Raw genomic sequence first — 25,069 nt, forward strand, 5'->3', positions numbered from 1 at the left:
CCGACTGGAAGGCATGACGACAATCCATGCACCGTTTCGCAGAACTGATCACCACCCTGCTGATAGGCATTTGCGCGGGTCTTGCCTTGGGAGGCATGACCGAGTTGGAATTTCGGCTGTATGACTGGCAGACCCTCATAGCAGGCATCTTGGCAGTCGGCGCAGCAGCAATCACCCTTTTTGAGATGCGGAGGACGGAAGCAGCTCAGGGCAAGCGGCACAACGACCTTTTGCGTTTGTCTCTTCGGCAAGACCGAATGACTATCGAGCGCTGCTCTGCGCGAGCGGTTGGATGCCGAACGATGGTAGTGAGCTACAATGAATGGCTCGCTGCTGTAGCAGCGGATCCCACAAGCCTCAAACTTTGGCCCAATCTTCGAAATATCGTCGATCGGTTCGTCTCTCTCCAGACTTTCGATGACGCAAAGAGCCTGTTTCCACCAGAGATGCATCATCGATTCTTGAGCATCAATAGATTTCACGGAAAACTGACAGACATGGTCGCGGCATACACATCCGGCGGTTCCCCAATGAGTGTTTCTCGCCAGCTGCGGCGCGCGAAAATTGTCGTCGAGCGATTGACCGATCACCTCACTGTTTTCGCGAACGAGCTTGAGGCTCTCCGGAAAGAATTTGAGATTGCAGAAGTACGTCACTGATCTCAGGCTTTCGCCAGATCGATCGTTACAGCCCGCCATTCTGCGTCTAGACTGACCCGTTCATAACAGCGCACATAAGTCTTTGAACCCACTACCCGAATGGCGTCGCGGATCGCCGCCATTGCGCTCGCCCAACGCTCGTCGTCGATGTCGTGGCGCAACAGCGCAAAGATCTCGGCGCGGTTGATCTGTCCACTTTTGTCAACGTTGAAGGCGCGCGTGACGATGGTGCGGATCTCGAAGCGGCTGTCAGCCGTCCACTCGAGCAGGCAGTCGTCGATCAGCCTCTTGGCGATCTGTAGTTGCGGGCCGAAGTCGAGATGGTCCTGCACCTGAACCGAGATCTTCAGAAGTCCGTCGAAGGTCATGAAGGTCTTGTTGCCCTTCGCGCCGCCGACCTTGGCGTCATATTCTTGCGCCAGCAGTTGCTCGAAAGCCGATAGATCATCGAAGGTGTGCTGCTTGAAGCGCGCGATCCGAGCAGAAAGGTCGCGGGCATGTCCCATCACCTTACGCACGGTCTCGTCTTGAAGCTTGTCGGCGGGCTTGATGCTCTCCAGTGGCACCAGATTGCCTTTCGCGTCAGGCAGGTAGAACCGGCCTGCGACCTCAATGGTGCCATCCGGTATTTTGAGGGATGTGGGTTGCATGTCTTCCTCCTAGACCCTGTTCACCGGCTCGCATGCACGTCCTTGGCCTGGATGGCGCGGCGCAAGGTTTTCGCCGCCTGTTCCAGCCCACGTCTTGCCGCCGGCTCGGCGGCGGTGAAACGCGCCTGCTCCAGCCGGTCGACGGCGAGGCCGACGCCGCGGCAGGCCTCGAAAATGCGCTGTTCCTCGCGCTCGCGCGCTGCCCGCAACTGGCGCAACGTGTCGATCTCGGCAGCGATGGCTGCAGCAATGGCCGGTGCGATGTCGCTGGCGATCCTGGCCGCGCGGTCGCTTGCCAGCACGGCCGGCGGCAACAGGCCGGCCAACCCGGCGGCGGTCGCCAATTGACGCCCGGCGCGCATCAGCCACCCCCTTCCTGGCTCGGCTTCAATGCCGAATGCGGGCAGCCGGAACGGCAGGCGCGGTAGACCGCGACGCGAACCGACGAGGTGGCGGCAAAGGGTTTCTTCTGCCAGTCGAGGCAGACATTGCGGCCGATCTCGCCGAGCGCCGGGCAAAGCACCATCTGCCCCATCAGCGCGCCGCGTACTTTTTCCTCGACGCGGGCGATGTCGCCGGGATAGCGCCGCGAGATCACCGTCGACAGCGCCGAGGGCGAATAGCCGACGCGCTTTTCCGCACCGCGCAGTCCCTCGCGGTCGCAGAAGGCCGCAAGTTCGCCTACCCAGTCCGGCGCCGGCGCCCAGGCACCCTGCGCCTTGTCGGCGAAGCTGCGGCCGGGTGCGGCACCGCCGGCGCGAGGCCCGCGCTTCATGGCGCCACCTCCTCGGCCAAGACCTCGCCGGCGACGCGATGGCGGTTCTGGTCGAAGACCAGTTTCGCCCGCAGCACCATCGGCGGCAGCGGGCCGCTGTTCATGGAGGGGCGCAATCGCCACAGCGCCGGTCGTCCCGGTCCGCCCGGATCGAGCCGCAGCAGATAACCAGCCTTCGACAAGGCCCCGATGTAACTCCTCGCCGTCACGGCCGGCACGGTAAGGTCGTCGGTCGAGCCATAGGCGACGAGATCGGCGAAGGAGAAGCCGGCGCGCGCCAGCGGCCCGCGCATGACGTTCCACATCTGCTGCTGGGCGGTGGACGGACGGCGCCGGCGGCCGTCGCGCGACACGGTCGGCGCGGCTTTCGGCGCCTTGATCAGGCGCCATTCCTTCTCGAGCTTGCCGGCGGCGCTGCGGCGCTCGCCGCAAGCCTCGACGAAACCGTCGCGTTGAAGCCGTCGCAACAGCGTCGGGATGGTGCCGCGCTGCGGCTCATCGCAGGCGCCGCGCACCTCGGCGGCGGTGAAACGGCGTCCGTCGGCGCCAAGCGCCCGGATCACCCGCCAGAAATGGTCGCGACCGCGATAGAGCAGTTCGGCCTTGGCCACCGTCAGCTTGAGGGCGGGCGGCATCAGGCGGCCCTCCGCGCCGAAAAGCGTTTTGGCGTCTCGCCGGTGAAGACGCGGCCGCGATAATTGGCGATGGTGAGCTCGCCGACACCGGCGGTCAGCGCGAAGGAGGCGGCGGCGTTCAGCGTCGTGGCGATCTTTCGTGCCTTGCCGCCGGTCTGCTCGCGGATCAGGTCGAGCAGTTCGTCGCTGATGCCGAGACGCGGATAGAGGAAATCGGCCAGCGCGCGCGCATCGGCGAGGTCGCAGGGCTGCGCCAGCACCCATTCCAGCACGCGGTTGTGCACGCGCTCATGCTGCTCCAGTTTCTGCGGTAGCAATTCCTCGCCGACAAGCAAAACAGGTACTTGGGCCGCCTTGTTGATGTCGCGCACCAGTTCGATCATGCCCTTGTCGACCAGCTTGTCGGCCTCGTCGATGATGACGGGCCGCGCCGGGTCGTCGCCGAGGCGGGCGATGATCTCGTCCATCATGTCGCCGATGGTGCCGCGCGGCTGCGCCACGCCGAGCTCTGCCAGCAGCGCCTGACAGAACTTCTTGCGGGTCCAGAAATCGAACACCTCGACGAACAGCGCGCCGGTGCGGTTCCAGCAATATTGCGCCGCCATCGACTTGCCGTAGCCGGAGAAGCCGGAAAAGACGCCGATATTGGGCAGATGCGGCGCCCGGTGCACCAGCGTATCGACCAGCGCCAGGCACGATGCGACATTCTTGAGCGGCGCCACCGAACCCGGCCTCACCGCATGCGACACAGAATTTCCGTTCATTCCACACCACCCCTCGAAAGCCGATCCGCCGCATTCGCGGCCCGACGCCAACAACCCGCACGCAAGACAACTGGCCGGCTAAAGACTGAGCGCGGCGCGACCGAATTCATCCAGCATCTGCCGCATGGCCCGGTATTCGGAGCCCTGGCGGTAACCGCCGAGCCACACCAGATCCTGTGGCCGCGCCGGCTCGCCGCGACCGACACGCTCCTCGATGTCGAGCGCACGCCGAAAGCGCTGCTCGCGCGTTTCCGGCAAGGCGACGACCGCCGGGCTGGCATCGGCCAGAAGCCGCGCATGGATGTCAGCGGCCTCTTCGGAAAGCGCGGCGGGTTCGTTGCGCGCGCTCGCCCGCGCCGCGGCATCGAGCGCCGGCGTGACATGTGCCTGTGTCGGCCGCGGGAAGGCGACGAGATTGCCCGCCCGTTTCTCGCCGGCGCGGCGCATGGCGTCGGCCACGGCGCGCGGCCCGATGCGGCGCATCTCCTGGCGGATGTCCTTGATGCGGCCGTCGAGATGCGCCTTTTGCGCCGCCTTGACGCGGGCAATTGTCGAGACGGGGTCGAGGCCGGCGAGTTCCGGGCAGACCGCCTCGCCGAGGAAGCTGGTGCCGTCCGGTTCGAACAGGAGGATGCGACCCATATCGGCCGGGTCCATGCGGCAGAACACCGTGCGGCCGGGCATGACCGACCCCGACAAATAATGCGCGCCGTCGATGCGGATGCCGGTCTTGGCGACGGTGCGCAAACCGTCCTTGCCAGCGACCGGCGCCAACAGGATGTCGAGCGCCGCAAGATTGTCGATGCGCCGGATCGGTCCGGAAAAGCTCGCCGCGGCCTGGAACGGGGTGCGCCGGCCGAGCCCCTCATGCGGCGTCGAGGCATAGATTGTGTCCGCCCAGTCGTCGCACCAGGCCTGGAAGTCGGCGAGGTCCATGTCGACGCCGAACAGTTCGGACGGATCGGCGCCGAGCCGCTGCGCGAACGCCTTGCGGCCTTCCAGCTTCTTGCGATCGGCGACCGAATGGCCGACGAAACCCGGCAGGCCGGCGAGATCGCGCTGGAAGGTGCCGATGGCACGTTCGACCATGCCTTTCGAACGTGGCTGATAAGGCGGCGACAGTTCCGTCTCGATGCCGAGCAGCGCGAAAAGCCGCTCCGTCGCCTGTGCGGTAAAATCCGAACCGTTGTCGGTCTTGACCTTTTCCGGCACGCCCCAGGCGAGCAGGCATTTGCGCATCAACAGACCGACGCCGGCGGCGCGTGGTGTCGGTGTCGCCAGCACCTTGATGCGGCGGGAAAAGGCGTCGATCGCCAGATAGATCGAATGGCGGCCTTCCTTCAGCATGATGTCGGCCGGCGAGGCGTCGATTTGCCAGAGCTGGTTGAGCCGCTCGGCCCTGGTCGCGCCTACCGCCGCATATTCGATGCGGCTGCGGAACCCGTCGGGATCGGTGAGCAGCATCAGCTCGTGACTGTAGTCCCGGCGCCAGATGGCGAGCTGGCGCTGCAGCGTTCTGAGCGCCGGCGCCTCGAAGGTATCGCCGAAGCGATCACGGATCAGCTCCAGCGCCCGGCCGGCCGAAAGGAACGGCATCTTGGCGATCGCGGCCAGGAGCACACTGCGCACCTGGCCGTCCAGCGCCCGGTCGAGCTGGCTCGATCCCTTGCGCGCGACGGCCGGATCGTGGCCGAGCCGGTCGGCCTGGCCGGCGTCGCGGGCCGAGCGCCAGCGTGCCAGCGAACGACCGCTGGCACGCTTGACCTGCGTCTGCACCCAGGCCGGAAGCGCGATTGAACGACTGTTGAACAGGTTTGCCACAAGATCGTCGGCGGCGGCCAGCGATAGCCCCTGCTCGCGGCGGAAACGGTCGGCCACGGCGGTGAGCGCCAGCCTGGCGTCGCGCTCGCCGCGCGCCCGCATGGTCAAGCCATCGCCACCGGTCAGCACCGGCCGCACATCGTCCTGTTCGATGCGGCAATGGCGGCCGGCATGGGCAAGCCTGGCCGACAGCGGCAACAGGTCGAGATGGAACTCGGTGCCGCCGCCGCCTTCGCGGCCTTCGCGCCGGCGGCACAGGCTGGCGTGCCGGTCCCAGCCTTCCCGCGCGATCAGCATGTTCATGCCGCGTTTGGTCGTCGGCAGGCCGGGCAGTTCGCCGGCGGCGGCAAGGGCGGCGAATTCGGCGGCGGTGAACCAGACCTTCATCGGCCGGCCCTCCATTTCGCCTCGACCGTCTGCTTCATCCTGGCGAGGTCCTTTTCATGCTCCTCGATCAGATGCAGCTCGATCAGCGACTGGTAACGGCCGGGCACCACGACATGGTCGAACAGGCCGGCGACGAAACCGAGCAGGTCGAGGCAGCCTGTGGCGGTGACCAGCGCCACGAAACGTTCCAGCGTGATGCGGTGGCTTTCCTTGGCTTCGGAAGCATAGGCGTCGAGCATGTCGGCGCTGACCGGGTAGCCGAGTTCCGAACTCATCGCCTCGGCCACCTCGGCGCGGCTCTTGCCGCATTCCTTAAGAGCCAACGAGACGGCGCGGCTGATGCGCGAACCCAGCCGGTTGCCGGAAAGGTCCGCCTCGAACCCCACCGCCACTTTTGGCGGCTGCCAGTCGAACAGGTCGGCGGTGAAGCGGTCGCGGGATTTCATCGAAACCATCCGCGCGCCCTGGCATGCACCCTGATCGCCGCTTCATGCGTATCGAGGAAGGCGCTGCGCTGGCGTTCCGACAGCCGCGACCAGTTTCCGAGTGTCGAGGCGAACAGTTTTTCGGCCGTGGTCAAAAGGCGCCGCCCTTCGACCAGGGCAAGCGCATCGGCGACGCTGGCGGCCTCGGGCGGCGAAGCGAACAAAATGTCGAGGATGCGCGCCTGCACGGCCGGTTTCTGTTCCGACAAGAGTTTCAACCCGGCCTGGTGGTCTTCCAGCCAGTTGCCGCACAGGCGGACCTTGCTGTCTTCGGAGAGCGCCGAGACGATCTGCACCGCCACCTCGATGGCGCGACGTGACAGGCCGGTCATCTCGGCGGCTTCCTGGCTGAACGCAAAGATTTCGCTTTGGCGGACCATGCCGCCGCTGTGCTGGTTGCCGCGCCGGCCGCCGCGCCTGGCCTCTGGGAAACGCGCCTCATGCGCCGATTTCAGCGCCACCAGATGTTCGGCCCGCTCCAATTTGGTCAGGTCGTGGCGATCGAGGTTCTCGACGATCTCGATCAGCCGTCGTCCGGCCTCGTCCAGCGTTCCGGCGGCGATGACGCGGGCATCGATCTCGGCCTCGCCGGCCTTCATTAACGCCGCCAGGCGCTTGGCACCGGCGATCAGCCGGAAACGGCCATTCTTCAGAGCCTCGACATTGACCGGCTGCAGGAGACCGATGGCGCGCGATGTCTTGGCGATGGTCTCGACACGAGCGGCACGCACTGCCGACAAGCGGTCTTCCGGCACGTCGATCAGCGCGACCGCGATGCGCTGGAACGTTGCCCGCGCGCCGGCCATCAGCGCCCCTCCCCGGCAACTTGCCGATGCGAAAAAATGCGCCCGCCGCCTGGGGGTGGAGCGGCGGGCGCACCGACCGCGACCGATGGGGGGCAAACGGTCACGGATTGGAAGGCGGTCAAAGCGCTTTCCTCATCAGCCAGATGGCCAGCGACAGGCAGATCAGCCCGACGGTGCCGGCGACGAAATGGGCAAGCGTGGAGCCACCCATCATGAGGTCGATGGACAGCACGGCGGCGACGATGTTGGAGGCAATCAGCACCAGAGCGATTACTGTGATCGGCCAGTTGCGCCGCGGCGGCGGCTCCGGCGCGCCGAAGACGCGGTTCCTGTCGGTTTCGTCGCGATTTTCGGACCGCCGTCGCATCATCGAGCCCCCTCCTGGTCCGTACCACTTCGAGCCTTTTGACTCGCTTCCTTTACCGGCGCGGTGCTAGGGAAAAGACGCCGCCTGCCGTTCGGCCAATAGCGGTCGGGCCATAGGGTCTGCACCGGTATGCCGAGCGCCGCCGCGATCGCGTTCTCCGCCTTCGGGTAGGATGAGCCGAGCGCGGCCGAGATTTCCGAGGCGGAGACGGGCGTATGCCGGGCAAAGGCGCTTAAAGTGCCATACCGGCGCTTGATCTCCGCCAGGATCGCGTGTCGGTCGTATCGGGTCGTGTGCTTGCCCTTGTGCACGGCTCTACCCTGAAGTGACCGGGCGGCCCGCCGCCGAACCGGTCGAGAGCAGTTTCTGGTTTTCCAGATGGTCCAGAAATGGACTAAAGTCAACAGAATTGGACCATAGCGCCGGTGGATAACCAAGAAAACAACAATCACCAGTCCGAATGGCCAAGGGGCGACGAGCCGTGGCGGCGCTGGCTGAAGCGCGTGGTCGGCAGCCATGGCGGCCCGTCGGCCATCGCCCGGCTGGCCGAGATCCCGCTGCAGACACTGAAGAATTACATGAACGGCACCACGCTGAAGCCGAACCTCGATTATCTGCGCCGCATTGCCGATAGCTGCGCCGAACCGATGGACTGGCTGCCGGAACAGGGTCGCGCCGACGCCCTGCCCGCAGACTTCATGCCCGTGAATGGTGATGGCAGCGATGTCGCGCGCTACAGTGGCGGCACGCTCACTTTCGGGGCACGGCCACAGACCGGCCGCTCGCGCTGGCGGGTGATGAGCCGCGCCATCGAACTGGCCGGCTTTCTGCCCGGCGATATCCTGGAATTCAGCGCGACGAAGAAGCCGCGCGACGGCGAACCGGTCGTCGCCGAGATCCGCAATAGCGACGGCGATCTCGCAACCGTCCTGCGCATCTACAAGCCGCCCTTCCTGATGATGCACACCGCCGATCTCGCCGTCGATATGCGCCCGATCCCGATCGAGGCCGAGGACATCGTCGTGCGCCTGCTCGGCGGTTTCGTCATGATGCTGCGCTACGCGGTGGATTGAGGAATAAAGGAGGCCTTCCGCTTTGACTAGGGCGGCAAGCTAGCGGGCAGCTAGTCGGGGGTTAGCTGCGAACAAAAGTTCGCCGGACAAACGGAGCGAACTGAAATAGGTAGTGGCGAACGATGCGCCCAAAGCCAATTTGCGGGCGCGCCATTGTTCACTCTGCCATCCTGACCTACTTGCACCCACCCGTATTTCTATCGTCATACCACGCCCGCCGACTCTGTTCGGACGGCTTTTGACCAATTCAGGCAGAACTTGAAGACACGAAGTAATCTGCCTAATGTGCAAGATGTGGTACGAGCTCATATGGGCAGTGCCTAGCGGGCGAAGAGTTCAAAAGTGTCGAGCGCGCTTGCTCGTTTTCGTATTCGTTGATTGAAGCTCGAATGTTGCTGAGGTCAGGCTTCTTTGGAAATATCGAGAAGCCTGCTACCTTCTGTTTTGAACAACTTCCCGAGGGGGGTGAGGTGGTTCTTTCTTCGGATCGTCTCGTAAATTCAGATGAACGCCTATCTGCTTTCTGGCACCCGGTGGCTCGAGTTGCTGACATCGGAGTAGAGCCGCGACGTTTGACCCTATTGGGGCAGCATTACGTGGTTGCGAGGTTGGACGGCGAGTACTCTATATTTGAAGATCGATGTCCGCATCGAGGGGCCCCGTTAAGCAAGGGCAGAGCCGCCGGAAACCTCCTTTCTTGCCCATACCATGGGTTTGTCTTCAACAGTGAAGGGAATTGCGTTGCGGCGCCAAGCGCAACTACTAACCAACTCGCCCAATTTTGCTTGAGTAGCCCGCACGGCGTAGACGTCAAGTACGGCCTTCTTTGGGTCGCACCGCAGGCTTCGAGCACCTCGCTTCCAGCTCTTCCAGAGGGACTTTGGCCGATCGACGATCGAACTTTTTGCCTTGTCGATTCATGGTCAGCTACCGCATCCCAGATCATCGACAACTTCATCGATGTAACGCACTTCCCTTTTGTACATGCCGACACTTTTGGACAGAAGGGGCGGCTGGATGTCCGGCGACTGTCTGAGGTCGACGACGGCTTCGAATGTGAGGTGTCCGCCCGAGGCAAAAGGCTGATTGGCGGAGGAAATTCGGACGATGTCGAAGAAAGAATTCTTACCTACCGCTATTACTTTCCATTTTCGCTCGCTTTGACAATTGCCTACCCTCGCCGGGGAATTTTTGATCGCATTTTCTTAGCTCTTCAACCTGAGACCACACAATCCACGCTAGTTTACAAGCTCGTTCTGCGGGGCGAGGGAGCAAACCTGTCCGAAGAACAAGCGCGGGAAGAGGCGCTGCTGCAGAGACAGATTACCGCCGAAGACAAGAACATGGTTCAGCAACTGCCGTTGTCTGGAATAGATCTCCGTAGCTACGAGGAGAGGCATGTACTGCTCGACGAACCTACCCGGCTCTTACGAAAGGTGATGTTGTCAAAATTATCCGGAGGGGAGTGACCAAATATGGCATACGCGATCACAACACTGGTCATCATCAATTCGCCTGACGATTATCTGTCATGGACGCCGCGCCAAAAGGTTATGCGCTGGCGAGCCGTTATGAAATGGCACGAATACGTGGCTCAACTTCATGCCGCGGGCAAGCTTCCCTGGTCTTGGGGCTCCCATCAGCTAATTAGCAAATTCAGAGACTCGCAAATCGTATCAACCCATGTCGCCATTTATCACTGCGACGGAATGGAAGAGTTCACCACGCTCCTCGAGCGTGATCCGCTAAGGGAATACAGCAGCTATGTAACAGTGCCATTGCGGAGTCTCGAGCGAGATTATCTCGATGAAGTTCAAAACAGAGATTGGGCAAAACCGCTGCCGTCAGATCCTGCGTCGCGCATGGCGCAACAAAGCGCCCGCGCGCTTTTTGCCACAAGGCCGCCGGAGTTGGAGGAAACGACACAAGGTTTTATAGCGCCTGCAAATTTGCCAGCGCCTCCTGACGCCCGCGCAAGCGATAGATATCGGATCTCGTATTTGCTTGTGGGTCACGCCCCCCAAGCCGGCATGACTATTTCGGATTTGCAGCGAAATGTCGAAACCGAGAAGGTAAGATGGTGGCACACCTACAATAGCAAACTTGTAGAAAGCGGCTCTGTAACACATGGCTGGGCCAGCGGTGTCCTTTGTCATCCTGGCAATCCGGTTTCAAACCAAAAGGGTGCGGCGGTTGTTATCGACGCTGAAACACCGGAAGAATTGGATGAATTGGTCAATCTGAACCCACTCGGTGAACAGAGTGAACTTCTTTCAGTCGTCTTGCGCCCGCTGGGAGATCAAAAGGAAGCAGACGGGCGGCGGCTACAGATGGCTGAGGCGGAGCTGCAAGTTGAGTTAGAGCTGCAAAATGGCAAATAACCCGACAGAAGAACCGGTAATCGATCTGACCGACATACAAGGAAATGCCTGTCCTGGCTTTCGAAAAGCTACGCAGATCACCGCTGGATTTACAATCCTTGATAGAATCGCTTTCGGGGCCTTTCTAGCAAATCTGCGTCCGCATGTTACGTCTTCGGCCGAAGTCTTGGCTTACCGAAGCGCCCTACGCAAAAGCGGTTCAGCTGAGAACGCCATATGGGTAAACATAGCTTTTACAGCAGCCGGTCTGCGCAAGCTCGTGCTTCACCACGAAAGGTCAGATCAAGGAGCATTTGGCCAAGGCTACCACGCTTCCGCGCAAAAACTGGGGATCTTCAACGAGCGTTCAAACGCCAACTCCTCCGCAAACTGGCTTATCCACGACGGAACTACAGGCGAAAACGCTTGTGACGGCATATTCATAATTGCGGGAGACGATCGAAACTCAACACAAGATTGGATGCGAGATCTTTTTGGACGCATCTCTGGAGCAAAACCGGCAGGATGGGACAAGTTTCTCATGCCAGGTTATGAGGTTGGGTCTGCGCTCGAACACCGGTGGGGCGAGCAAACCGCGATGGCTGAGCATTTCGGTTTTCGTGACGGTCTGGCTACGCCCGTAATAAGAGGCCGGGCGAACCTAGGCGCGGATTCTTGGATAGTCCAACGCGACCCAGACGATCCCAACCGCCCCACCAAACACGGTCAAGAGTTGGTTTGGCCTGGGCATCTAATTGTCGGCCAAGCGAAGGCAGCAGAAGAGGTGAACGGCACGCCCTCTAAGCTCCCGGAATTTTTCACGGGTGGCTCGTTTCTTGTCTTTTTGAGGTTGAGACAAGACGTCGCTGGTTTCCACCGATGGGTTGACACGATGTCTCGACGCTCGGTTGAGCAATTTGGAGGATCTATCGACGCGGCGAGGTCCAGTATTGCAGCAGGTGTCATGGGGCGATGGCCTTCAGGGGCATCGCTATTTTCCTCGCCAGAACGAGACCCCAACGCGGTTACTGATCAGAACATTATCTTCCCAAGGGATGGTGACGATCCACCGGGAAGTCGGTGCCCTTTGTCGGCTCACGCAAGAAAATGCAGACCAAGTTTAGACTATCCAAACCCAACACCGCCACTGTTCCGACGTGGCATTCCGTACGGCAGACCATCGACTTCGACATTGGCAGCACCCGTTGTCGATCCAGTGGATCGGGGGTTGCATTTCCTTGCCTATATGTCGTCTATCGAAGACCAGTACGAACGCCTTGTCTCAGACTTTCTCACATTCAGCTCCGCCGAGAACGGTGCCGTTCGAGATGCGCTATTGGGGCGCCTCGACGACAGGGACCAAATTGAAGTGCGCCACCCTCTCGGTCACTGCGAAGTCGTGAGTACTCCCAGACTGCAAACCACCTGGGTTCATGGGACCGGCGGCCTTTATCTATTTTCTCCAGCATTATCTCGTATCGAAACGCTGTACGAAAGGAATGGCAGTGTTTAGAGCGGCACTAAAATTGGTATTTTCATTGATAGCAATACTTCTCCAGGTATATTCTGCAAATGCGGAAGAGCGTATCACCGTGCAGCTCTCCTGGTCTCCCGCGCCAGAATTTGGATGCTTCTATCAAGCTCAAGCCGAAAACCTTTATCAGCAAGCCGGCCTCACTGTAGAATTGCGACCGGGAGGTCCAAAACTTAACGTAGAACAGACCCTGCTCACTGGCAAAGCGGATGTGGGTGTGGCTTCTTTCGCTCAAAAGGTCTTCATTTACGAACAAGAAAAGCTACCATTGGTGGCCATTGGAGCCCTATTTCAGCGTTCACCGTTAGCACTGATTTCCCGAACCGATCGCGACCTTTCGACTCTTGAGGAGTTTTCTGGAGTTCCAATCTTCATGTCAGCCCACAGCAGGCTGGCGGTGTGGCCAATGCTCAAGAAGCTATTTAATTGGAATGATGAGCAGGCAAGGGACTACATGGGAACCTTGGAGCTACCGCTCAGTTTGCCGAAAGCAGCAATCCTAGGGTTCGTCTCCAGCGAGCCTGCGCGCTTCCGTGCTGCTGGGGTGGAGCCGAAGGTGCTCCTTCTGGCAGATCACGGGTTCGACGATTACGCTTATCTCCTCGCCGTCGGAAAGGCGACACTTGATACTCGACGTAGCGCTCTACGTGCATTCGTAAAGGCGACTTTTGAGGGGTGCCGCCGCTACCTTGGCAGCAACTATCTGAAAGCTCATGAACTTATTGGGAAGGAAAACCAAGACTTAACAGCACCTATGATGGATGAAGCGCGGCTACAACTTCTCAACAACCGTATCCTTGGCTCAGCTGATCAGAAAGATTTGGCGCGGATGCTCCCCGAGCGTTGGAAGAAAATGATGGAAGCGGCTAGAACAACCGGGGCATATGGTGAGCTTGCGCACTGGCAGGATCATGTTGACTTCAATTTGGCAGACTGATTTCGAGAAATTAGACAGATGCTGTTTCGTTGCGATGAGGACAAATTCCTCACCTTTAAGATTCTATCATCCGTGATAGTGCCACGCCCGATCGCTTGGGTTGTTACGCTGGATACGATCGGACAAGTGAACGCAGCTCCATTCTCATACTTCAATCTATTTTCAACTGACCCCGCAACGATTTGTATTGGAGTTAATGGCCGCGACGATGGCGGGCAAAAGGACACAGCGCGAAACCTTGTATGCAGCGGGGAAATGGTCGTTAATCTCGTCACGGCAGCTCTTGTGTCAGATATGAATCTGACAGCTGCCGACTTCCCTTCATCTGTGTCCGAAGTGGAAATAGCAGGTATTGGTCTCGAAGCATCCACGGACGTTGCGCCTCCGCGCATATCTCAGAGTCCTGTCGCATTGGAATGCCGGGTGACGCATACTCTGCAGATAGGGCGAGCCGATCAAATCTTCGTTGGAGAGGTGATAGCTGTACATATTTGTGATGATCTGATCGAGCCCGGTGGGGGCATCGATTTTGCGCGTTTAGATTTAGTGGGTAGAGTTAATGGAAGCGGCCGATATGTGCGCTTAAGAGACGTGTTCGAAGTGCCTCGAGTGGATGCCGTAAAGGCTACCGAACTCGCAATTGGACAGCGCCAAGGGCGCAGGGAACCGGAGGATAGTTAATCGAAACGGGGAAAGTTGAAGCGCTGCTGAAGTCCGTTTCGGCCCAATCGTATCAATCCATATATAGGCGACACGCATCGATTCCCAGCGTAGAGCTGTCAACTACGGCGTAGTAGAAAGTGGTCGCCGTTCATCTTGCTGAAAGGCCCTGCACACCAAAAGGCAAGGCCAAACTCGTCGCAGGTAATTCTACGATCCCTCCGGGCAATACCGCAACCGGATGAGGTGATATCCGGCTACTTGACCTACCACGCCGCCCCGGAAGCCGCTTTCACACACCTGTGCTAAAATGCGGAAAGTACCTCACAAAGCCGACCGGAACCCACCTCTCTTCCACGCCGAAGTGGAAACTCTGTCCGAAGACAACGGGTTGCCGCAGCAATATCCTTTGACTGTCGGGCTGCGACCGAATTTCACAGTTCCCACCTCGAAGGCGCGAAGTACAGACGACCGGTTCAGATCCCTTATCGATTAAGATAATCACAAGGTGGGAACTGATCGGCTGAAAACCATCACAGTTCCCACCTCAACCCCAACTTGACCGCCTTTTTCCGAATTTGAACCGCCGCGCCATCCTCTAGACGCTTGCCAGCGCAACATCACTTGGCAGATGACAGAGATATGCAGCCCTCCGACACTCCACCGCTTCCCCGCGCAATACGTTGATTTCCATAAATTCTCGGCGGTTCCCGGCAAATCCCGCCTATTCCCACCGCTCCTCGGTCACATGCCAACTGTCTTTGCGCGTTACACGTTCACGGGCCGGGCACCAATGTTCCTCGTGGCCTCGCCAAGCCAGCCGCTATCAGGGTCTATCGAGACTTATGCCGTCGACTTCACGATCAACAGCCGCGCCCATGGCGGTCGAACCGGTCTGTGGACGCAAGGGCTGAACGGCACAGGCAGCGCTCTGCCAGCGCTATTAGCCACCGATCATATTGCGCCAGGCCATGTAGATGGCGACGACGACGATCATCAGCGCAAACAGCATGTTGAGCGCGCCCTTGCGCGTCTCAAGCAGCATGGCGGCCCTTGAGCCGCCGAGGCCGCCCGCTATGCCGCCAGCGATGAAAACGAAGGCAAGAGACCAGTCGACCATGCCCGACAGGGCATAGGAAATGGCGGTGGTCATGCCAAAAGCAGCAACGGCGACCAGCGATGAGCCGATGGCGTTGATCATCGGCATGCCGGTCGACGCGACCAGGCCCGGCACGATCAGAAAGCCGCCACCGATGCCGAAGAAGCCGGACAGCAAGCCCGTGCCGCTACCGAAACCCATTACTCGGGGCGCGTTCTCGCGACTGCAGACGGCAGTCGGATCGCCGGCAACGCCCCGGCGCCGGAACATCAACGCCCCGACGACCAGCATCAGGCCGGCAAACAAGAAGAGCAGATGGCGACCGTCAATGGCCTTGCCGAGCGACGAGCCGAAGAAGGCGCCCAGCACGCCGGCAGCGCTGTAGACGGCGGCGCAGCGCCAGTTCACGGTGCCGTTGCGAGCATGGCTGGCGAGCCCGGTCATGGCGTTGGCAGCGACCGAGACGGCACTGGTGCCGATGGCGAGATGCGCGTTGGGAACGCCGACGAGATAGACCATCAGCGGCACGGCCAGGATAGAGCCTCCGCCGCCGAACAGACCGAGGCTGAGGCCGACAACGCCACCGGAGAGTGCGCCCAAAGCATATTGAACGGGTTCCAGAAACATGGCCCGGCCCTTTCCGATCTGAAATGTCTGTGTTGCCGGACGGTCAGTTGCGGTCCGGCGATGTCGTCACGCCGCTGCGGCGGCGAGCTTTCTGTTGGCCACGATGCGGGCCAGCCACATGCCGAGGAACATCGTCGGCAGAAAGACGTAGGCACCGGTGGCGCCCAAGGTTGCCGCGGTCAGCGCCGGCCCCGGACAGAAGCCGCCAAGGCCCCAGCCGATGCCGAAGATGGCCGGTCCGACCAGCACCTTGCTGTCGATGTCGGTCTTCGCCGGCAGGTGGAACGCGCTGGCGGCAACAGGCTTGGGGCGGCGGAGCACGATGCGGTAGCCGATGAAGGCCGTGACAACGGCGCCGCCCATGACGAAGGCAAGCGACGGGTCCCAGGTGCCGAGCAGGTCGAGGAAGTTGAGCACCTTGGCCGGGTCCGACATGCCCGACACGACGAGCCCGATGCCGAACAAAAGGCCGAGCGCGAGATTGACGAGAAACGACATGGTCATGCTCCCACGATGTGACGGACGACGAGGACGGTCGCGAAGGCTGTCGCTATGAAGGTCAGCGTGGCGACAAGCGAGCGCGGCGACAGCCTGGAGAGGCCGCAGACGCCGTGGCCACTGGTGCAGCCATTGCCATAGACCGAACCGAAGCCGACCAGCAGCCCGGCCACGGCGATCAGCGGCAGATTGGACGAGACCGACTGCAGCACCGCCTGCCCCGTCGCCACGGAATAGATCACGGGCGCGACGACCAGCCCCAGAACAAAACCAAGGCGCGACAGGAAAGCGCCGTCGAGATAGGGCGGCAGCAAGCGGCCAGCGATGCCGCTGATGCCGGCGATGCGCCCTTCCCAGGCCATCAGCAGAACCGCGGAGAAGCCAATGAGGACGCCGCCAAGGGTGGAGGCGATCGGTGTGAATTCGGTCATTTCTCTCAGCTCTCGTTTCTGGCGTCAGCGCCGGGGGCACAGAACATCTGGTAGAGCAGGGTGACGACCGCCCTCACCCGTTCATCGGCGAGCCGGTAGAAGACGGACTTCGATTCCTTGCGTCCGACGATCAGGCCCGCATCGCGCAGCTCGGCGATCTGCTGCGACAGTCCCGGCTGCCTGATGCCGAGACTGTCTTCCAGTTCGCGCACCGAGTGCTCGCCGTCGACAAGCGCGCAGGCGATCATCAGCCGGTTGGGATTGGCGAGCTTCTTGAGGAATTCGGATGCCTCTCCTGCCCGTTCGAGCAGATCGGCAACCGGCATGTTCGGTTGCTGGACCATGGTTCTCTACCCCCAGTTCGCGCCCTGCAGCGCGTCGAGCGGGAATTTCAGGTAGCGCTTGCCGTTGGCCTCGGGCTCCGGCAAGCGGCCGCCATTGATGTTGATCTGCAGCGCATGCAGGATCAGCTTTGGCATCGGCAGCGTGCGGTCACGCGCCTCGCGCACAGCGACGAACTCCGCCTCGGTCAAGAGCTTCGAGATGTGTGAATTGCCCGCCTTCTGCTCGGCAACCGTGCTTTCCCATTTCGGCTCGCGGCCGCCCGGCTGGTAGTCGTGGCCGGTGAACAGCCTCGTTTCCGCCGGCAGCGACAGGATCTCCTGGATCGACTGCCAGAGCCGCCCGGCGCTGCCACCGGGAAAGTCGGCGCGCGCGGTGCCGCTGTCGGGCATGAACAGCGTATCGTGGATGAAGGCCGTGTCGCCGACGACATAGGTGATCGAGGCCAGCGTGTGCCCCGGCGAGAAGAGCACCTTTCCCTCGAGTTCACCGACGGAGAAGGTCTCGCCCTCTGCGAACAGCTTGTCCCACTGCGAGCCGTCCGCGTTCAGCTCCGGCCAGTTGTAGATGCCCTTCCACAGTTTCTGGACGTCGACGACACGTTCGCCAATGGCGGTCGGCGCACCCGTCTTCGACTTGAGATAACGGGCCGCGGAGAAGTGGTCTGCATGCGGGTGGGTATCGAGGATCCATTCGACCGCCAGCCCCCGTTCCTCGATGAAGTCGAGGATGTGGTCGGCATTGACGGTCGCCGTAGTGCCCGACTTCTCATCGAAATCGAGCACGGGATCGACGATCGCACACTTCTTCGTTGCCGGATCGGCGACGACATACTGCACCGAAAAGGTCCGGGGATCGAAGAATGCGGTCACTTCGGCTTTCAGGTTCATGGCAAGCCTCACGATCGGTTCAGGTTCAAATCGTCAGTTGTTGTTGCGCAGCCAGTCCTTGGCACCGGCGAAATTGATGCCGAGCCGCTGACCGACCGCGTCGAGTTCGTCGGCCGACATCCTACCGTCGAGAACCTCGCCGATCGCCCACAGCGTGGCGGAGCGTGTGCCACCCTTGCAATGCGCAAGCACGGGCCCGTCGGCCTCGACTACCGCCTTCTGGAAGGCACGCACCGTCTCAAGCGTATAGCGCCCCGGCGCCACGGGGATGTTGACGAAATCCATGCCCGCCTGCCCCGCAAGCGCGGCGGCATCCGCCATGCTGGGCTGGCTCGGCTCTTCATTCTCGGGGCGGTTGTTGACGATCCTGCGGACGCCGGCCTCGCCGGCGGCAGCCACATCGGCATCGGTCGGCTGTCCGGAAACCCAGAGCTTATCGGTCACCTTGATCATCGCACATCCTCTCGAAATCGCTTCAAGCCGCCGCACTCACATGGCGCGGCATCATTTTCGATATCTAGATATTAACGATTACATTTTTTTGCAATAGATATTTTGCAATTAACAACCCGCAGGCCTTACCGCCCGAAGCCACGGTTTTGGTCAAACAGGAAGCGGACTGGAGACCTCGCCTCGGATTCGAACCGGGGTTAACGGAACTTGCAGGTTTCGTGCGTTGCCATCCCGCCCCGAGGTCACGAAGGATTTATATCGCACGACGACACACTGGAAAACCGGCAAGCCGATGAAGCACTCACTTTTGGCGCATCTGAACCTCAACCTTGCGGCGGACTTCATCCGGCTTTCGGCGGAAATGTCTGCGCTTGTCGGGCCGGTTGAAACCCCGCGCGCCATCGCTGTCACGCAATCAGGCGGAAGGCCAATCGCTCATAGAGACGTTGGATTGACGCTCAACGATCGAGATCACCACCGCCTGCCCTGCCTCGGTTACAACCGCCATCCGCCCCCCGCTTCAGGCACCGGCGACGGCCTCGCAGAACACTGGCCACCGAAACGGGAAAACGATATAATTGCAATTCGTTGTGCCGTCTTTCTTCAGAAAGCGATCCGCGGATGGGGTTTGCTCAACCACATCAACTGAAGTTGGCTTTCGACCGGCTTCGCTTCAGGCTGCATCGCGACGGGTTTGCCGCGCTTGTGCGGCTTGGCCTGGCAAGGTTGCGAGGTCGGCGGCATCAAAATGCCGAAGGCAGCGCGTTCGATCGTGAATTCGGTACCGACACCGAAGGCAATGTTCCTTTATGGCAGTTGGAGATCGATAGTCCCCATCAGCTTGAAGGAGCGCACTATCAGACATTGGCGCCCTTTCTGATCCGCAGATCGATCGAGGCTTTGCCGGCAGATCTGGAAGATTTTTCCTTTTGCGACCTGGGCTCCGGGAAAGGTCGCATCCTCATGATCGCGTCCGAATACCCCTTCAAACGGGTGATCGGCGTGGAATTTTCGCACGAGCTGAACGCGGTCGCCGCCGAAAACATTCTGAAGTACCCCGCATCGAGGCGCGTCTGCCAGGATGTTTCGACACTTCAAATGGACGCGATCGACTACCAGTTCCCCTCCGGGAATCTGCTGGTTTTCCTGTTCAATCCATTCGGCGAAACCGTCCTGCGGGGTGTTCTTGCCAATCTGGAAAGCGCGCTCCTGCGCGAGGAAAGAAGCGTCTGGATCGTCTATTTCAACGCCGTTTGCGCGCGATTGATCGACGAAAGCGGCTTGTTCAGCAGGGTCGAGATTTCAGACACATTCGTTGCCTTCAAGCATGAGCCGGGGATAGGGACCGCCATGCCCGCGATCTCGGAATCCACCCCACAGGACGAGCCCTGATCGTCCGGGCAACGTCCACATTGGCACTGCAATTCTTCCCGCCAAGGGCCTGTTTCACCGCCATGGCGGACTGACGAAGTCTCCGCTAACGCGATTTTGATCTGGCACCGGCTCCCTGAAACCGGCGCGCGGGTGCATCCTGTCGCACCGATTCTGGCCGCCGTCTCTTCGCCAACCTTGCGAGAGACATCCGCAGAAAATCTGCTGGAACTTAAGCGCCGCCAAGACCGTTAGAGGCCATTCGTCCCATTTCCAACCGGGGGTCCTTCAGGAGTGCATTATGATCAATAGTACCTCGGATCGTAGCGAGGACGAGGACCGCGTCGTACACGAACTTTTCGCCGACAAATGGACCATACTGGTTTTGCAGGCCATCTACCGCGCCGAAAGCGCTTTACGCTTCAATGTCTTGAAGCGCCAACTGGTGGGCATCACCCAGAAAACGCTGACACAGAGTTTGCGGCGGCTCGAACGCAACGGCCTGATCAGCCGGCGACTGGTCGACACCGCGCCTCCTGGCGTCGAATACAGCGTGACAGACCTCGGGCGTTCGGTGCGGACATTGCTCAACGCTATCCACCATTGGACGCACGACAACGCCGACCAGATTACGCGGGCGCAGCATCTTTTCGATCAGAAACAGCCCAAGCCGTCTAACGGCGCCTGGTGAGCTGCGATCCGTGACGTTATTGCAACACCGTGACAATCATGTCGGCGCTGAACAGCGCCGAACACTCCGTCACTCCGCCGGGCCATCCATCAATGTAAAATTATAAATTTCTCAATTACACAATGGAATCAATGACTTTTCAATTATGCGATATCCAATGATATACTTAGTAAATATTCCGAATGTTACAGACCAGTCACTTTTTTGTTACTAACGATAGCGGCCATGATCTAGGCATAGTTCGCCTTGTTTGGATCGGGAACTTCCGGCGAGGATTGCAATCGCGACAGGGGGAACTTGACGATCCCAAGGCACGGACAGGGGATTTCAGTGAAAATCCATACTTTACTTCTCAGCACCGGTGCGGCTCTGCTCGCAGTCTCGGGTGCACGCGCCGCCGACGCTGTCGTCGTCGCCGAGCCGGAACCGGCCGAATACGTCAAGATCTGTGACGTTTACGGCGCCGGCTACTTCTACATCCCGGGCACTGAAACCTGCCTGCGCATTGGCGGTTACATCCGTTACGATGCCGGTCTTGGCGACCGGGGTACCTTCGACGGCGCGCGTACCAACGACGTGCTCACCGGCAAGCAACAGAACACCTGGAACAAGAACACCCGCTTCACGCTGAAGACCTGGACCGGTCAGGAGACCGAGCTCGGCACCCTGAAGACCTACACCGAAACCCGCTTCAACTTCGGCAACGACAACAGCAATGCCGATGCTCGCAACCGTGGCATTTCGCTGAATTTCGCCTGGATCCAGCTCGGTGGCCTGCGTGTCGGTAAGGACGAATCGGCCTACGACACCTTCTCGGGTTACGCCGGCAACGTCATCCAGGATACGCTGGTTCCTTACGGTGAATTCGACACCAATCTGATCAGCTACACTTTCGACGCAGGCAACGGCTTCTCGGCGATCGTGTCGCTCGAACAGGGTTCGGGTAGCTACAATACCTTCGTGAAGGATGGCACCGGCGCCTGGGTTCCCGGCATTGTCGACAACACCATCGACAGCTACGCCCCGAACGTCGTGGTCGGCGCCAAGTACACCCAGGGCTGGGGCGGCATCACCGGTGTCGTTGCCTACAATCCGAGTTGGGAAGAGTGGGCCGGCAAGGTTCGCTTGGACGTGAACGCCACCGACCAGATCTCGCTCTTCATCATGGGCGGTTACGGCACGGACGACCACGCGGCTCGCAGCTTCTACAAGCCGTGGGGCGGCAACTGGGCATTCTGGGGCGGTGGCTCGTACAAGTTCAACGAGAAGACCACCTTCAACACCCAGGTGTCTTATGACGAGCAGAAGAACCTCGGCGTAGCCGCGAACGTGGCTTACCAGATGGTTCCGGGCTTCACCGTGACGGCCGAAGTTGACTACCTCAACGAAGGCAAGCGCGGCGACGCCGACTGGCTCGGCAGCTGGACCACCACCGACAAGAAGAGCAGCGTCGGCGGCATCCTCCGCTTCCAGCGCGACTTCTAAGGCTGAGGCTCTTTTGGTTTAGCGGGTGAAAGGTTTGACCTCCAGTCATTCGCTCTTTTTATCCAAGTGAAGACGTCATCAGACATCGACCCGGCCCCCATGGCCGGGTCGTTTTTTTGATGGAAAGCCAGGCGGAAACCGCCGCATCTACGTTGGCTGGCGGCACGACCATCGTCGCGGCCCGCTCTATCGCCGCTTTGGCCAAACCGCTAACAGGTAGCGATGCGCTATGAGTGGCTGCTTCACCTTGCCGGCATCCTGATCGCCATCGCCGTGGCAGGCCACGAGATGGGCTGGTGGTGAAGGCTGGACATCGCTCGATACGATTTGACCGCCCCCGGCCACCCAAGCCATGGGTCAGTCCTTTGCATCGCCTGGCGCCTTGATGGCCGCTGACGACAAACCCCAGATAAGGGCGGATATCGCAGCGACCTGCTCATTTTGCCGAGGACACTGCCCAGCATGACCACCTTCCATGTGACCGAACTGCGCATCGGGCAAGCGGTGCCGTTTGGCCCGGATGGCGCGCTGAGTGCCATCGACAAGCACAAGGTCGACGGGCCGGTTCGGGCGGAAAAACTCGGACTTGACGGCGACCAACAGGGCGACCGCAAACGTCACGGCGGCCCCGACAAGGCGATCCACGCCTATGCGGTTTCGCACATGCCGGACTGGGCAGCCGAACTGCCGCATCGCGCCGCGCGCTTCAGCCCCGGCGCCTTTGGCGAGAACCTGGTCTTGGACGGGATAACCGAAGCCGATCTCTGCCTCGGAGACCTCTGGCGCGTCGGTGGCGCGCTGCTGGAGGTCAGCCAGGGCCGCCAGCCCTGCTGGAAGCTCAACCTGCGCTTCGATCTGCCTGACATGGCACGCCGCGTGCAGGATACGGGGCGCAGCGGCTGGTATTTCCGGGTGTCAGAACCAGGCATCATCGCCGCCGGCGACCACGGCCGGCTGATTAAGAGGCGACATCCCGACTGGTCGGTGGCCAGGGTATCGCACCTTCTCTACCACGACCGCATGAACCGGGCAGCACTCGCCGGTCTCGCCGCCCTGCCCGGCCTGCCGGACAATTGGCGCCGCCTCGCCGCCGCCCGGCTGTCGTCGGGCCAGACCGAAGACTGGTCCCGCCGCATCGACACCCCGCAGCCGCTGAAGGCGGACTAGCGTCATCACGCTGGCCGGAGTGATGGGCAAGCGCCTGTTGGGCGCTTGCGTCAGCTCGACGGGCTGCGCACCGCGGCGACTGCTTCCAGCGCCTGCCGCAAGCGGTCGTCGCGACCGTAGACGTCGTCGAAATATTCGACCTTGCCGGACATGTCGGGCCAGGCGGTGAAATAGGCGACATAGACCGGAATCTTGCGCGTCACCTGCTGCGAGGAATGGCCCTGCGCCAGCTTGTCGGCAATGTAGTCGACCGAGGTGTCGAGCACCGCGGCGGCCATGCCGCGCGGGTCCTGGAGGCGCACGCAGCCATGGCTCAGTGCCCGCATGTCGCGCTGGAAAAATGCCTTTTGCGGCGTGTCGTGCATGTAGATGGCGTGCTTGTTGGGGAACAGGATCTTCAGTTCGCCCAGCGCATTGGCCTCGCTCGGCTGCTGGCGCACATTGTAGGGGATCTTCGAACCGTATGCGCCCCAGTCGACCGCGTTGGAGGGAATGCGTTTGCCGCGCGCGTCCGTTACCTCATAGCCGGCCCGGTCGAGATAGCCCGGATCGCGCCTCAGCCTCGGCAGCATCTCGTTGACCAGGATCGACTGCGGCACGCCCCAATAGGGATTGTAGTCGACCTGCTTGATCTCATCGAAGAAGAAGCTGGTCTGGTTGGTGACCTTGCCGATGACGGTGCGCGTCTTCAGCTTCTCCACGCCGCCATCGATATAGCTGGCCGTGTAGGCAGGCTGATTGATGAACACGCGCGGGCTGCCCAGATCGGATGGATGCCAGCGCAATTCCTCCAGCGCGTATTGCACCTTGGCGATGCGGTCGGCCTTGGACGAACCGGCGAGAGCCGCCACTGTGCGCGGCCCGATGACGCCGTCGCCCTTCTGGCCTGCCTTCTTCTGCGCCGCCTTGATGACAGGCACGAGTTCCTGGCCATAGGTCTCGCTGGTGCCGAGCCTCGCCAGCACCTCGCCATATGCGCCGCCCATCTCGTCATCGAGGTCGCGGGCGATCAGCGACAACAGCTTGGGTAGCTCCGGGCTGGTCTCGCCAGGCTTGAGCTTCAGCTTGGGATCGACGACGATCTGGTTCTCTTCGCTGGCCTTCAGCGTTTCGAGTTCGACACGCAGCGCCTGGTATTCGGGATTCTGCGGATGGCGCGATTCCAGATAGGTGGCCGTCTCCTGGGTATGGGCAAGCGCCTTCAACGCGGCCTCGCGGTCGAACGGCTTCGCCGGGAAATCATAGTAGCCGGAGATTTTGTTGGGATCGATGCGGCCGTCCTGGGCATCGTCGATGTAGCGCAGCACGCGCGCCGACAGTGCCATTTCGAAGCGGATCATCTCCTTCGTGCGGGCTGCCGGATCGGTGACGGTCGCAACCGGCACCTCGACCGTGTAGTCCGACGGGGCAAGCCCGTAGCTCGCCGCTTCGCCCAGCACGCGCAGCGCCTGCTTGGCGCGCTCGTTGACCTCGGTTCCGGTCACCCAGATGAAGCCCGGATTGGCGGCGTAATAGGCGACAAGCGCCTTGGCATTGGCCGATTCGGCAAGAAGGTCGTAGCCCACCAGCCCGGCAAGAGCATCGCGGAACGCGCCGTCGGTCTGTCCCGGCTCGAACGCCACCTTCTGCGGCGCTGCCGACAGCGACGAAAAATCGACCCGGACCAGCGGATCGGCCTTGTAGGTATTGTAGGTCGGCCCGGTGATCTTGGCGATCGCCGCCTGCTTGCGTGTGCCGGGCGGTGGTGGAAACTCGCCGCGCCGAACCTGTTTGCGCGGCTCGCCACGCCCATAGGTGTCGCCGAAATAATCGTCGCCGCCGCGCATGGAGGGCGACTGGCCCGGCCTGCCGCCACTGCCGCCGAACAACATGTCGAACAGCCCGTCGGCACTGGCCTGTGGGGCCCCGAGCGCCAGCGTCGCGGTCAAAGCCGCGATCGAAAGCAGCACGGTTTTCTTACCCAGCGATTTCATGAACCACCCTCTCCAGCCCGTTCCTGGGCCCCGAATTCCGCCGCGGATGCTCTGGTCACAGGCGTGGCGGTTCTATGGCAGGATGATAACGTTTCACACCCTTTTGGTTAAGCCTCCATGAAACCACTC

27 protein-coding genes and 1 pseudogene are annotated in these 25,069 nt (G+C 61.0%); 12 read left to right on the forward strand and 16 right to left on the reverse strand.

The window, feature by feature from the left end:
* The first annotated feature begins 26 nt into the window (after window positions 1-26).
* Entirely contained in the window at window positions 27-659 is a 633-nt protein-coding gene (locus QFZ88_RS01945; RefSeq protein ID WP_024925145.1) for a hypothetical protein, read from the forward strand.
* Window positions 660-661: 2 nt separating this feature from the next.
* Here QFZ88_RS01945 and QFZ88_RS01950 read toward each other — a convergent pair whose 3' ends face one another.
* The 10 genes from QFZ88_RS01950 to QFZ88_RS01995 form a co-directional block, all read right to left on the reverse strand.
* Window positions 662-1,309 (reverse strand): DUF3164 family protein, encoded by a 648-nt coding sequence (locus QFZ88_RS01950; RefSeq protein ID WP_065997801.1) that lies wholly within the window; start codon window positions 1,307-1,309, stop codon window positions 662-664.
* 20 nt (window positions 1,310-1,329) lie between these two features.
* The gene (locus QFZ88_RS01955; RefSeq protein ID WP_024925143.1) at window positions 1,330-1,671 is read right to left on the reverse strand and encodes a hypothetical protein; all 342 of its coding nucleotides are present in this window, start codon (window positions 1,669-1,671) and stop codon (window positions 1,330-1,332) included.
* Window positions 1,671-2,084, reverse strand: coding sequence for a hypothetical protein (locus QFZ88_RS01960; RefSeq protein WP_024925142.1), 414 nt, complete (start codon window positions 2,082-2,084; stop codon window positions 1,671-1,673). The genes QFZ88_RS01955 and QFZ88_RS01960 overlap by 1 nt, the downstream gene beginning before the upstream one ends.
* The gene (locus tag QFZ88_RS01965) at window positions 2,081-2,719 is read right to left on the reverse strand and encodes a hypothetical protein (RefSeq protein ID WP_024925141.1); all 639 of its coding nucleotides are present in this window, start codon (window positions 2,717-2,719) and stop codon (window positions 2,081-2,083) included. The genes QFZ88_RS01960 and QFZ88_RS01965 overlap by 4 nt, the downstream gene beginning before the upstream one ends.
* Entirely contained in the window at window positions 2,719-3,483 is a 765-nt protein-coding gene (locus QFZ88_RS01970; protein ID WP_024925140.1) for an AAA family ATPase, read from the reverse strand. The genes QFZ88_RS01965 and QFZ88_RS01970 overlap by 1 nt, the downstream gene beginning before the upstream one ends.
* 78 nt (window positions 3,484-3,561) lie before the next feature.
* Entirely contained in the window at window positions 3,562-5,691 is a 2,130-nt protein-coding gene (locus tag QFZ88_RS01975) for a DDE-type integrase/transposase/recombinase (protein ID WP_024925139.1), read from the reverse strand.
* Entirely contained in the window at window positions 5,688-6,137 is a 450-nt protein-coding gene (locus QFZ88_RS01980; protein WP_024925138.1) for a hypothetical protein, read from the reverse strand. The genes QFZ88_RS01975 and QFZ88_RS01980 overlap by 4 nt, the downstream gene beginning before the upstream one ends.
* Entirely contained in the window at window positions 6,134-6,982 is an 849-nt protein-coding gene (locus QFZ88_RS01985; protein WP_024925137.1) for a ParB/RepB/Spo0J family partition protein, read from the reverse strand. The genes QFZ88_RS01980 and QFZ88_RS01985 overlap by 4 nt, the downstream gene beginning before the upstream one ends.
* A gap of 118 nt (window positions 6,983-7,100) precedes the next feature.
* The gene (locus QFZ88_RS01990) at window positions 7,101-7,352 is read right to left on the reverse strand and encodes a hypothetical protein (RefSeq protein ID WP_024925136.1); all 252 of its coding nucleotides are present in this window, start codon (window positions 7,350-7,352) and stop codon (window positions 7,101-7,103) included.
* Entirely contained in the window at window positions 7,349-7,660 is a 312-nt protein-coding gene (locus QFZ88_RS01995) for a helix-turn-helix domain-containing protein (protein WP_024925135.1), read from the reverse strand. The genes QFZ88_RS01990 and QFZ88_RS01995 overlap by 4 nt, the downstream gene beginning before the upstream one ends.
* A 114-nt stretch (window positions 7,661-7,774) precedes the next feature.
* On the opposite strand from QFZ88_RS01995, the gene QFZ88_RS02000 reads away from it, so the two are divergent.
* From QFZ88_RS02000 to QFZ88_RS02025, 6 genes are all read left to right on the forward strand, one after another.
* Window positions 7,775-8,422: a hypothetical protein gene (locus QFZ88_RS02000; RefSeq protein WP_024925134.1), complete on the forward strand. Its 648-nt coding sequence runs from the start codon at window positions 7,775-7,777 to the stop codon at window positions 8,420-8,422.
* Window positions 8,423-8,811: 389 nt separating this feature from the next.
* On the forward strand, window positions 8,812-9,891 hold the full coding sequence (locus QFZ88_RS02005; protein WP_024925133.1) for an aromatic ring-hydroxylating oxygenase subunit alpha: 1,080 nt from the start codon (window positions 8,812-8,814) through the stop codon (window positions 9,889-9,891).
* Between the two features lie 6 nt (window positions 9,892-9,897).
* Window positions 9,898-10,803 carry a hypothetical protein gene (locus QFZ88_RS02010; RefSeq protein WP_024925132.1) on the forward strand — a complete coding sequence of 302 codons (906 nt, stop codon included), beginning with the start codon at window positions 9,898-9,900 and terminating at the stop codon, window positions 10,801-10,803.
* Complete coding sequence (locus tag QFZ88_RS02015) at window positions 10,793-12,295, forward strand: hypothetical protein (RefSeq protein WP_139116467.1); 1,503 nt, start codon at window positions 10,793-10,795, stop codon at window positions 12,293-12,295. Before QFZ88_RS02010 ends, QFZ88_RS02015 begins: the two co-directional genes overlap by 11 nt.
* Window positions 12,282-13,253: an ABC transporter substrate-binding protein gene (locus QFZ88_RS02020; RefSeq protein WP_161773068.1), complete on the forward strand. Its 972-nt coding sequence runs from the start codon at window positions 12,282-12,284 to the stop codon at window positions 13,251-13,253. The genes QFZ88_RS02015 and QFZ88_RS02020 overlap by 14 nt, the downstream gene beginning before the upstream one ends.
* 18 nt (window positions 13,254-13,271) lie before the next feature.
* Entirely contained in the window at window positions 13,272-13,934 is a 663-nt protein-coding gene (locus QFZ88_RS02025; protein WP_081766925.1) for a flavin reductase family protein, read from the forward strand.
* 922 nt (window positions 13,935-14,856) lie between these two features.
* Here QFZ88_RS02025 and QFZ88_RS02030 read toward each other — a convergent pair.
* The 5 genes and pseudogenes from QFZ88_RS02030 to blh form a co-directional block, all read right to left on the reverse strand.
* The gene (locus tag QFZ88_RS02030; RefSeq protein ID WP_024925129.1) at window positions 14,857-15,639 is read right to left on the reverse strand and encodes a sulfite exporter TauE/SafE family protein; all 783 of its coding nucleotides are present in this window, start codon (window positions 15,637-15,639) and stop codon (window positions 14,857-14,859) included.
* Window positions 15,640-15,705: 66 nt separating this feature from the next.
* Window positions 15,706-16,137 carry a DUF6691 family protein gene (locus QFZ88_RS02035; RefSeq protein ID WP_024925128.1) on the reverse strand — a complete coding sequence of 144 codons (432 nt, stop codon included), beginning with the start codon at window positions 16,135-16,137 and terminating at the stop codon, window positions 15,706-15,708.
* A 2-nt stretch (window positions 16,138-16,139) separates the two neighbouring features.
* Window positions 16,140-16,568, reverse strand: a complete 429-nt coding sequence (locus QFZ88_RS02040; protein ID WP_024925127.1) for a YeeE/YedE family protein — start codon at window positions 16,566-16,568, stop codon at window positions 16,140-16,142.
* 5 nt (window positions 16,569-16,573) lie between these two features.
* Entirely contained in the window at window positions 16,574-16,912 is a 339-nt protein-coding gene (locus QFZ88_RS02045) for an ArsR/SmtB family transcription factor (protein WP_024925126.1), read from the reverse strand.
* 6 nt (window positions 16,913-16,918) lie between these two features.
* A pseudogene (blh, locus tag QFZ88_RS02050) lies at window positions 16,919-18,253 on the reverse strand (bifunctional sulfur transferase/dioxygenase Blh).
* A 223-nt stretch (window positions 18,254-18,476) separates the two neighbouring features.
* Between blh and QFZ88_RS02055 the strand changes: the two are divergent.
* The 5 genes from QFZ88_RS02055 (at window position 18,477) to QFZ88_RS02075 (ending at window position 22,967) form a co-directional block, all read left to right on the forward strand.
* Complete coding sequence (locus tag QFZ88_RS02055; RefSeq protein WP_139116466.1) at window positions 18,477-18,902, forward strand: hypothetical protein; 426 nt, start codon at window positions 18,477-18,479, stop codon at window positions 18,900-18,902.
* Window positions 18,875-19,645, forward strand: a complete 771-nt coding sequence (locus tag QFZ88_RS02060; RefSeq protein ID WP_024927539.1) for a class I SAM-dependent methyltransferase — start codon at window positions 18,875-18,877, stop codon at window positions 19,643-19,645. Before QFZ88_RS02055 ends, QFZ88_RS02060 begins: the two co-directional genes overlap by 28 nt.
* 280 nt (window positions 19,646-19,925) lie before the next feature.
* Window positions 19,926-20,315: a winged helix-turn-helix transcriptional regulator gene (locus QFZ88_RS02065; protein WP_024925122.1), complete on the forward strand. Its 390-nt coding sequence runs from the start codon at window positions 19,926-19,928 to the stop codon at window positions 20,313-20,315.
* A 330-nt stretch (window positions 20,316-20,645) separates the two neighbouring features.
* On the forward strand, window positions 20,646-21,800 hold the full coding sequence (locus QFZ88_RS02070; protein WP_024927268.1) for a porin: 1,155 nt from the start codon (window positions 20,646-20,648) through the stop codon (window positions 21,798-21,800).
* A 462-nt stretch (window positions 21,801-22,262) separates the two neighbouring features.
* Entirely contained in the window at window positions 22,263-22,967 is a 705-nt protein-coding gene (locus QFZ88_RS02075; protein WP_024925120.1) for an MOSC domain-containing protein, read from the forward strand.
* Window positions 22,968-23,017: 50 nt separating this feature from the next.
* Here the strand turns inward: QFZ88_RS02075 and QFZ88_RS02080 are convergent, their stop codons facing one another.
* Window positions 23,018-24,940 carry a L,D-transpeptidase family protein gene (locus tag QFZ88_RS02080; protein WP_024925119.1) on the reverse strand — a complete coding sequence of 641 codons (1,923 nt, stop codon included), beginning with the start codon at window positions 24,938-24,940 and terminating at the stop codon, window positions 23,018-23,020.
* Between the last annotated feature and the right edge of the window lie 129 nt (window positions 24,941-25,069).

This window comes from Mesorhizobium sp. YL-MeA3-2017, assembly GCF_030814575.1.
Lineage (GTDB): Bacteria > Pseudomonadota > Alphaproteobacteria > Rhizobiales > Rhizobiaceae > Mesorhizobium > Mesorhizobium terrae.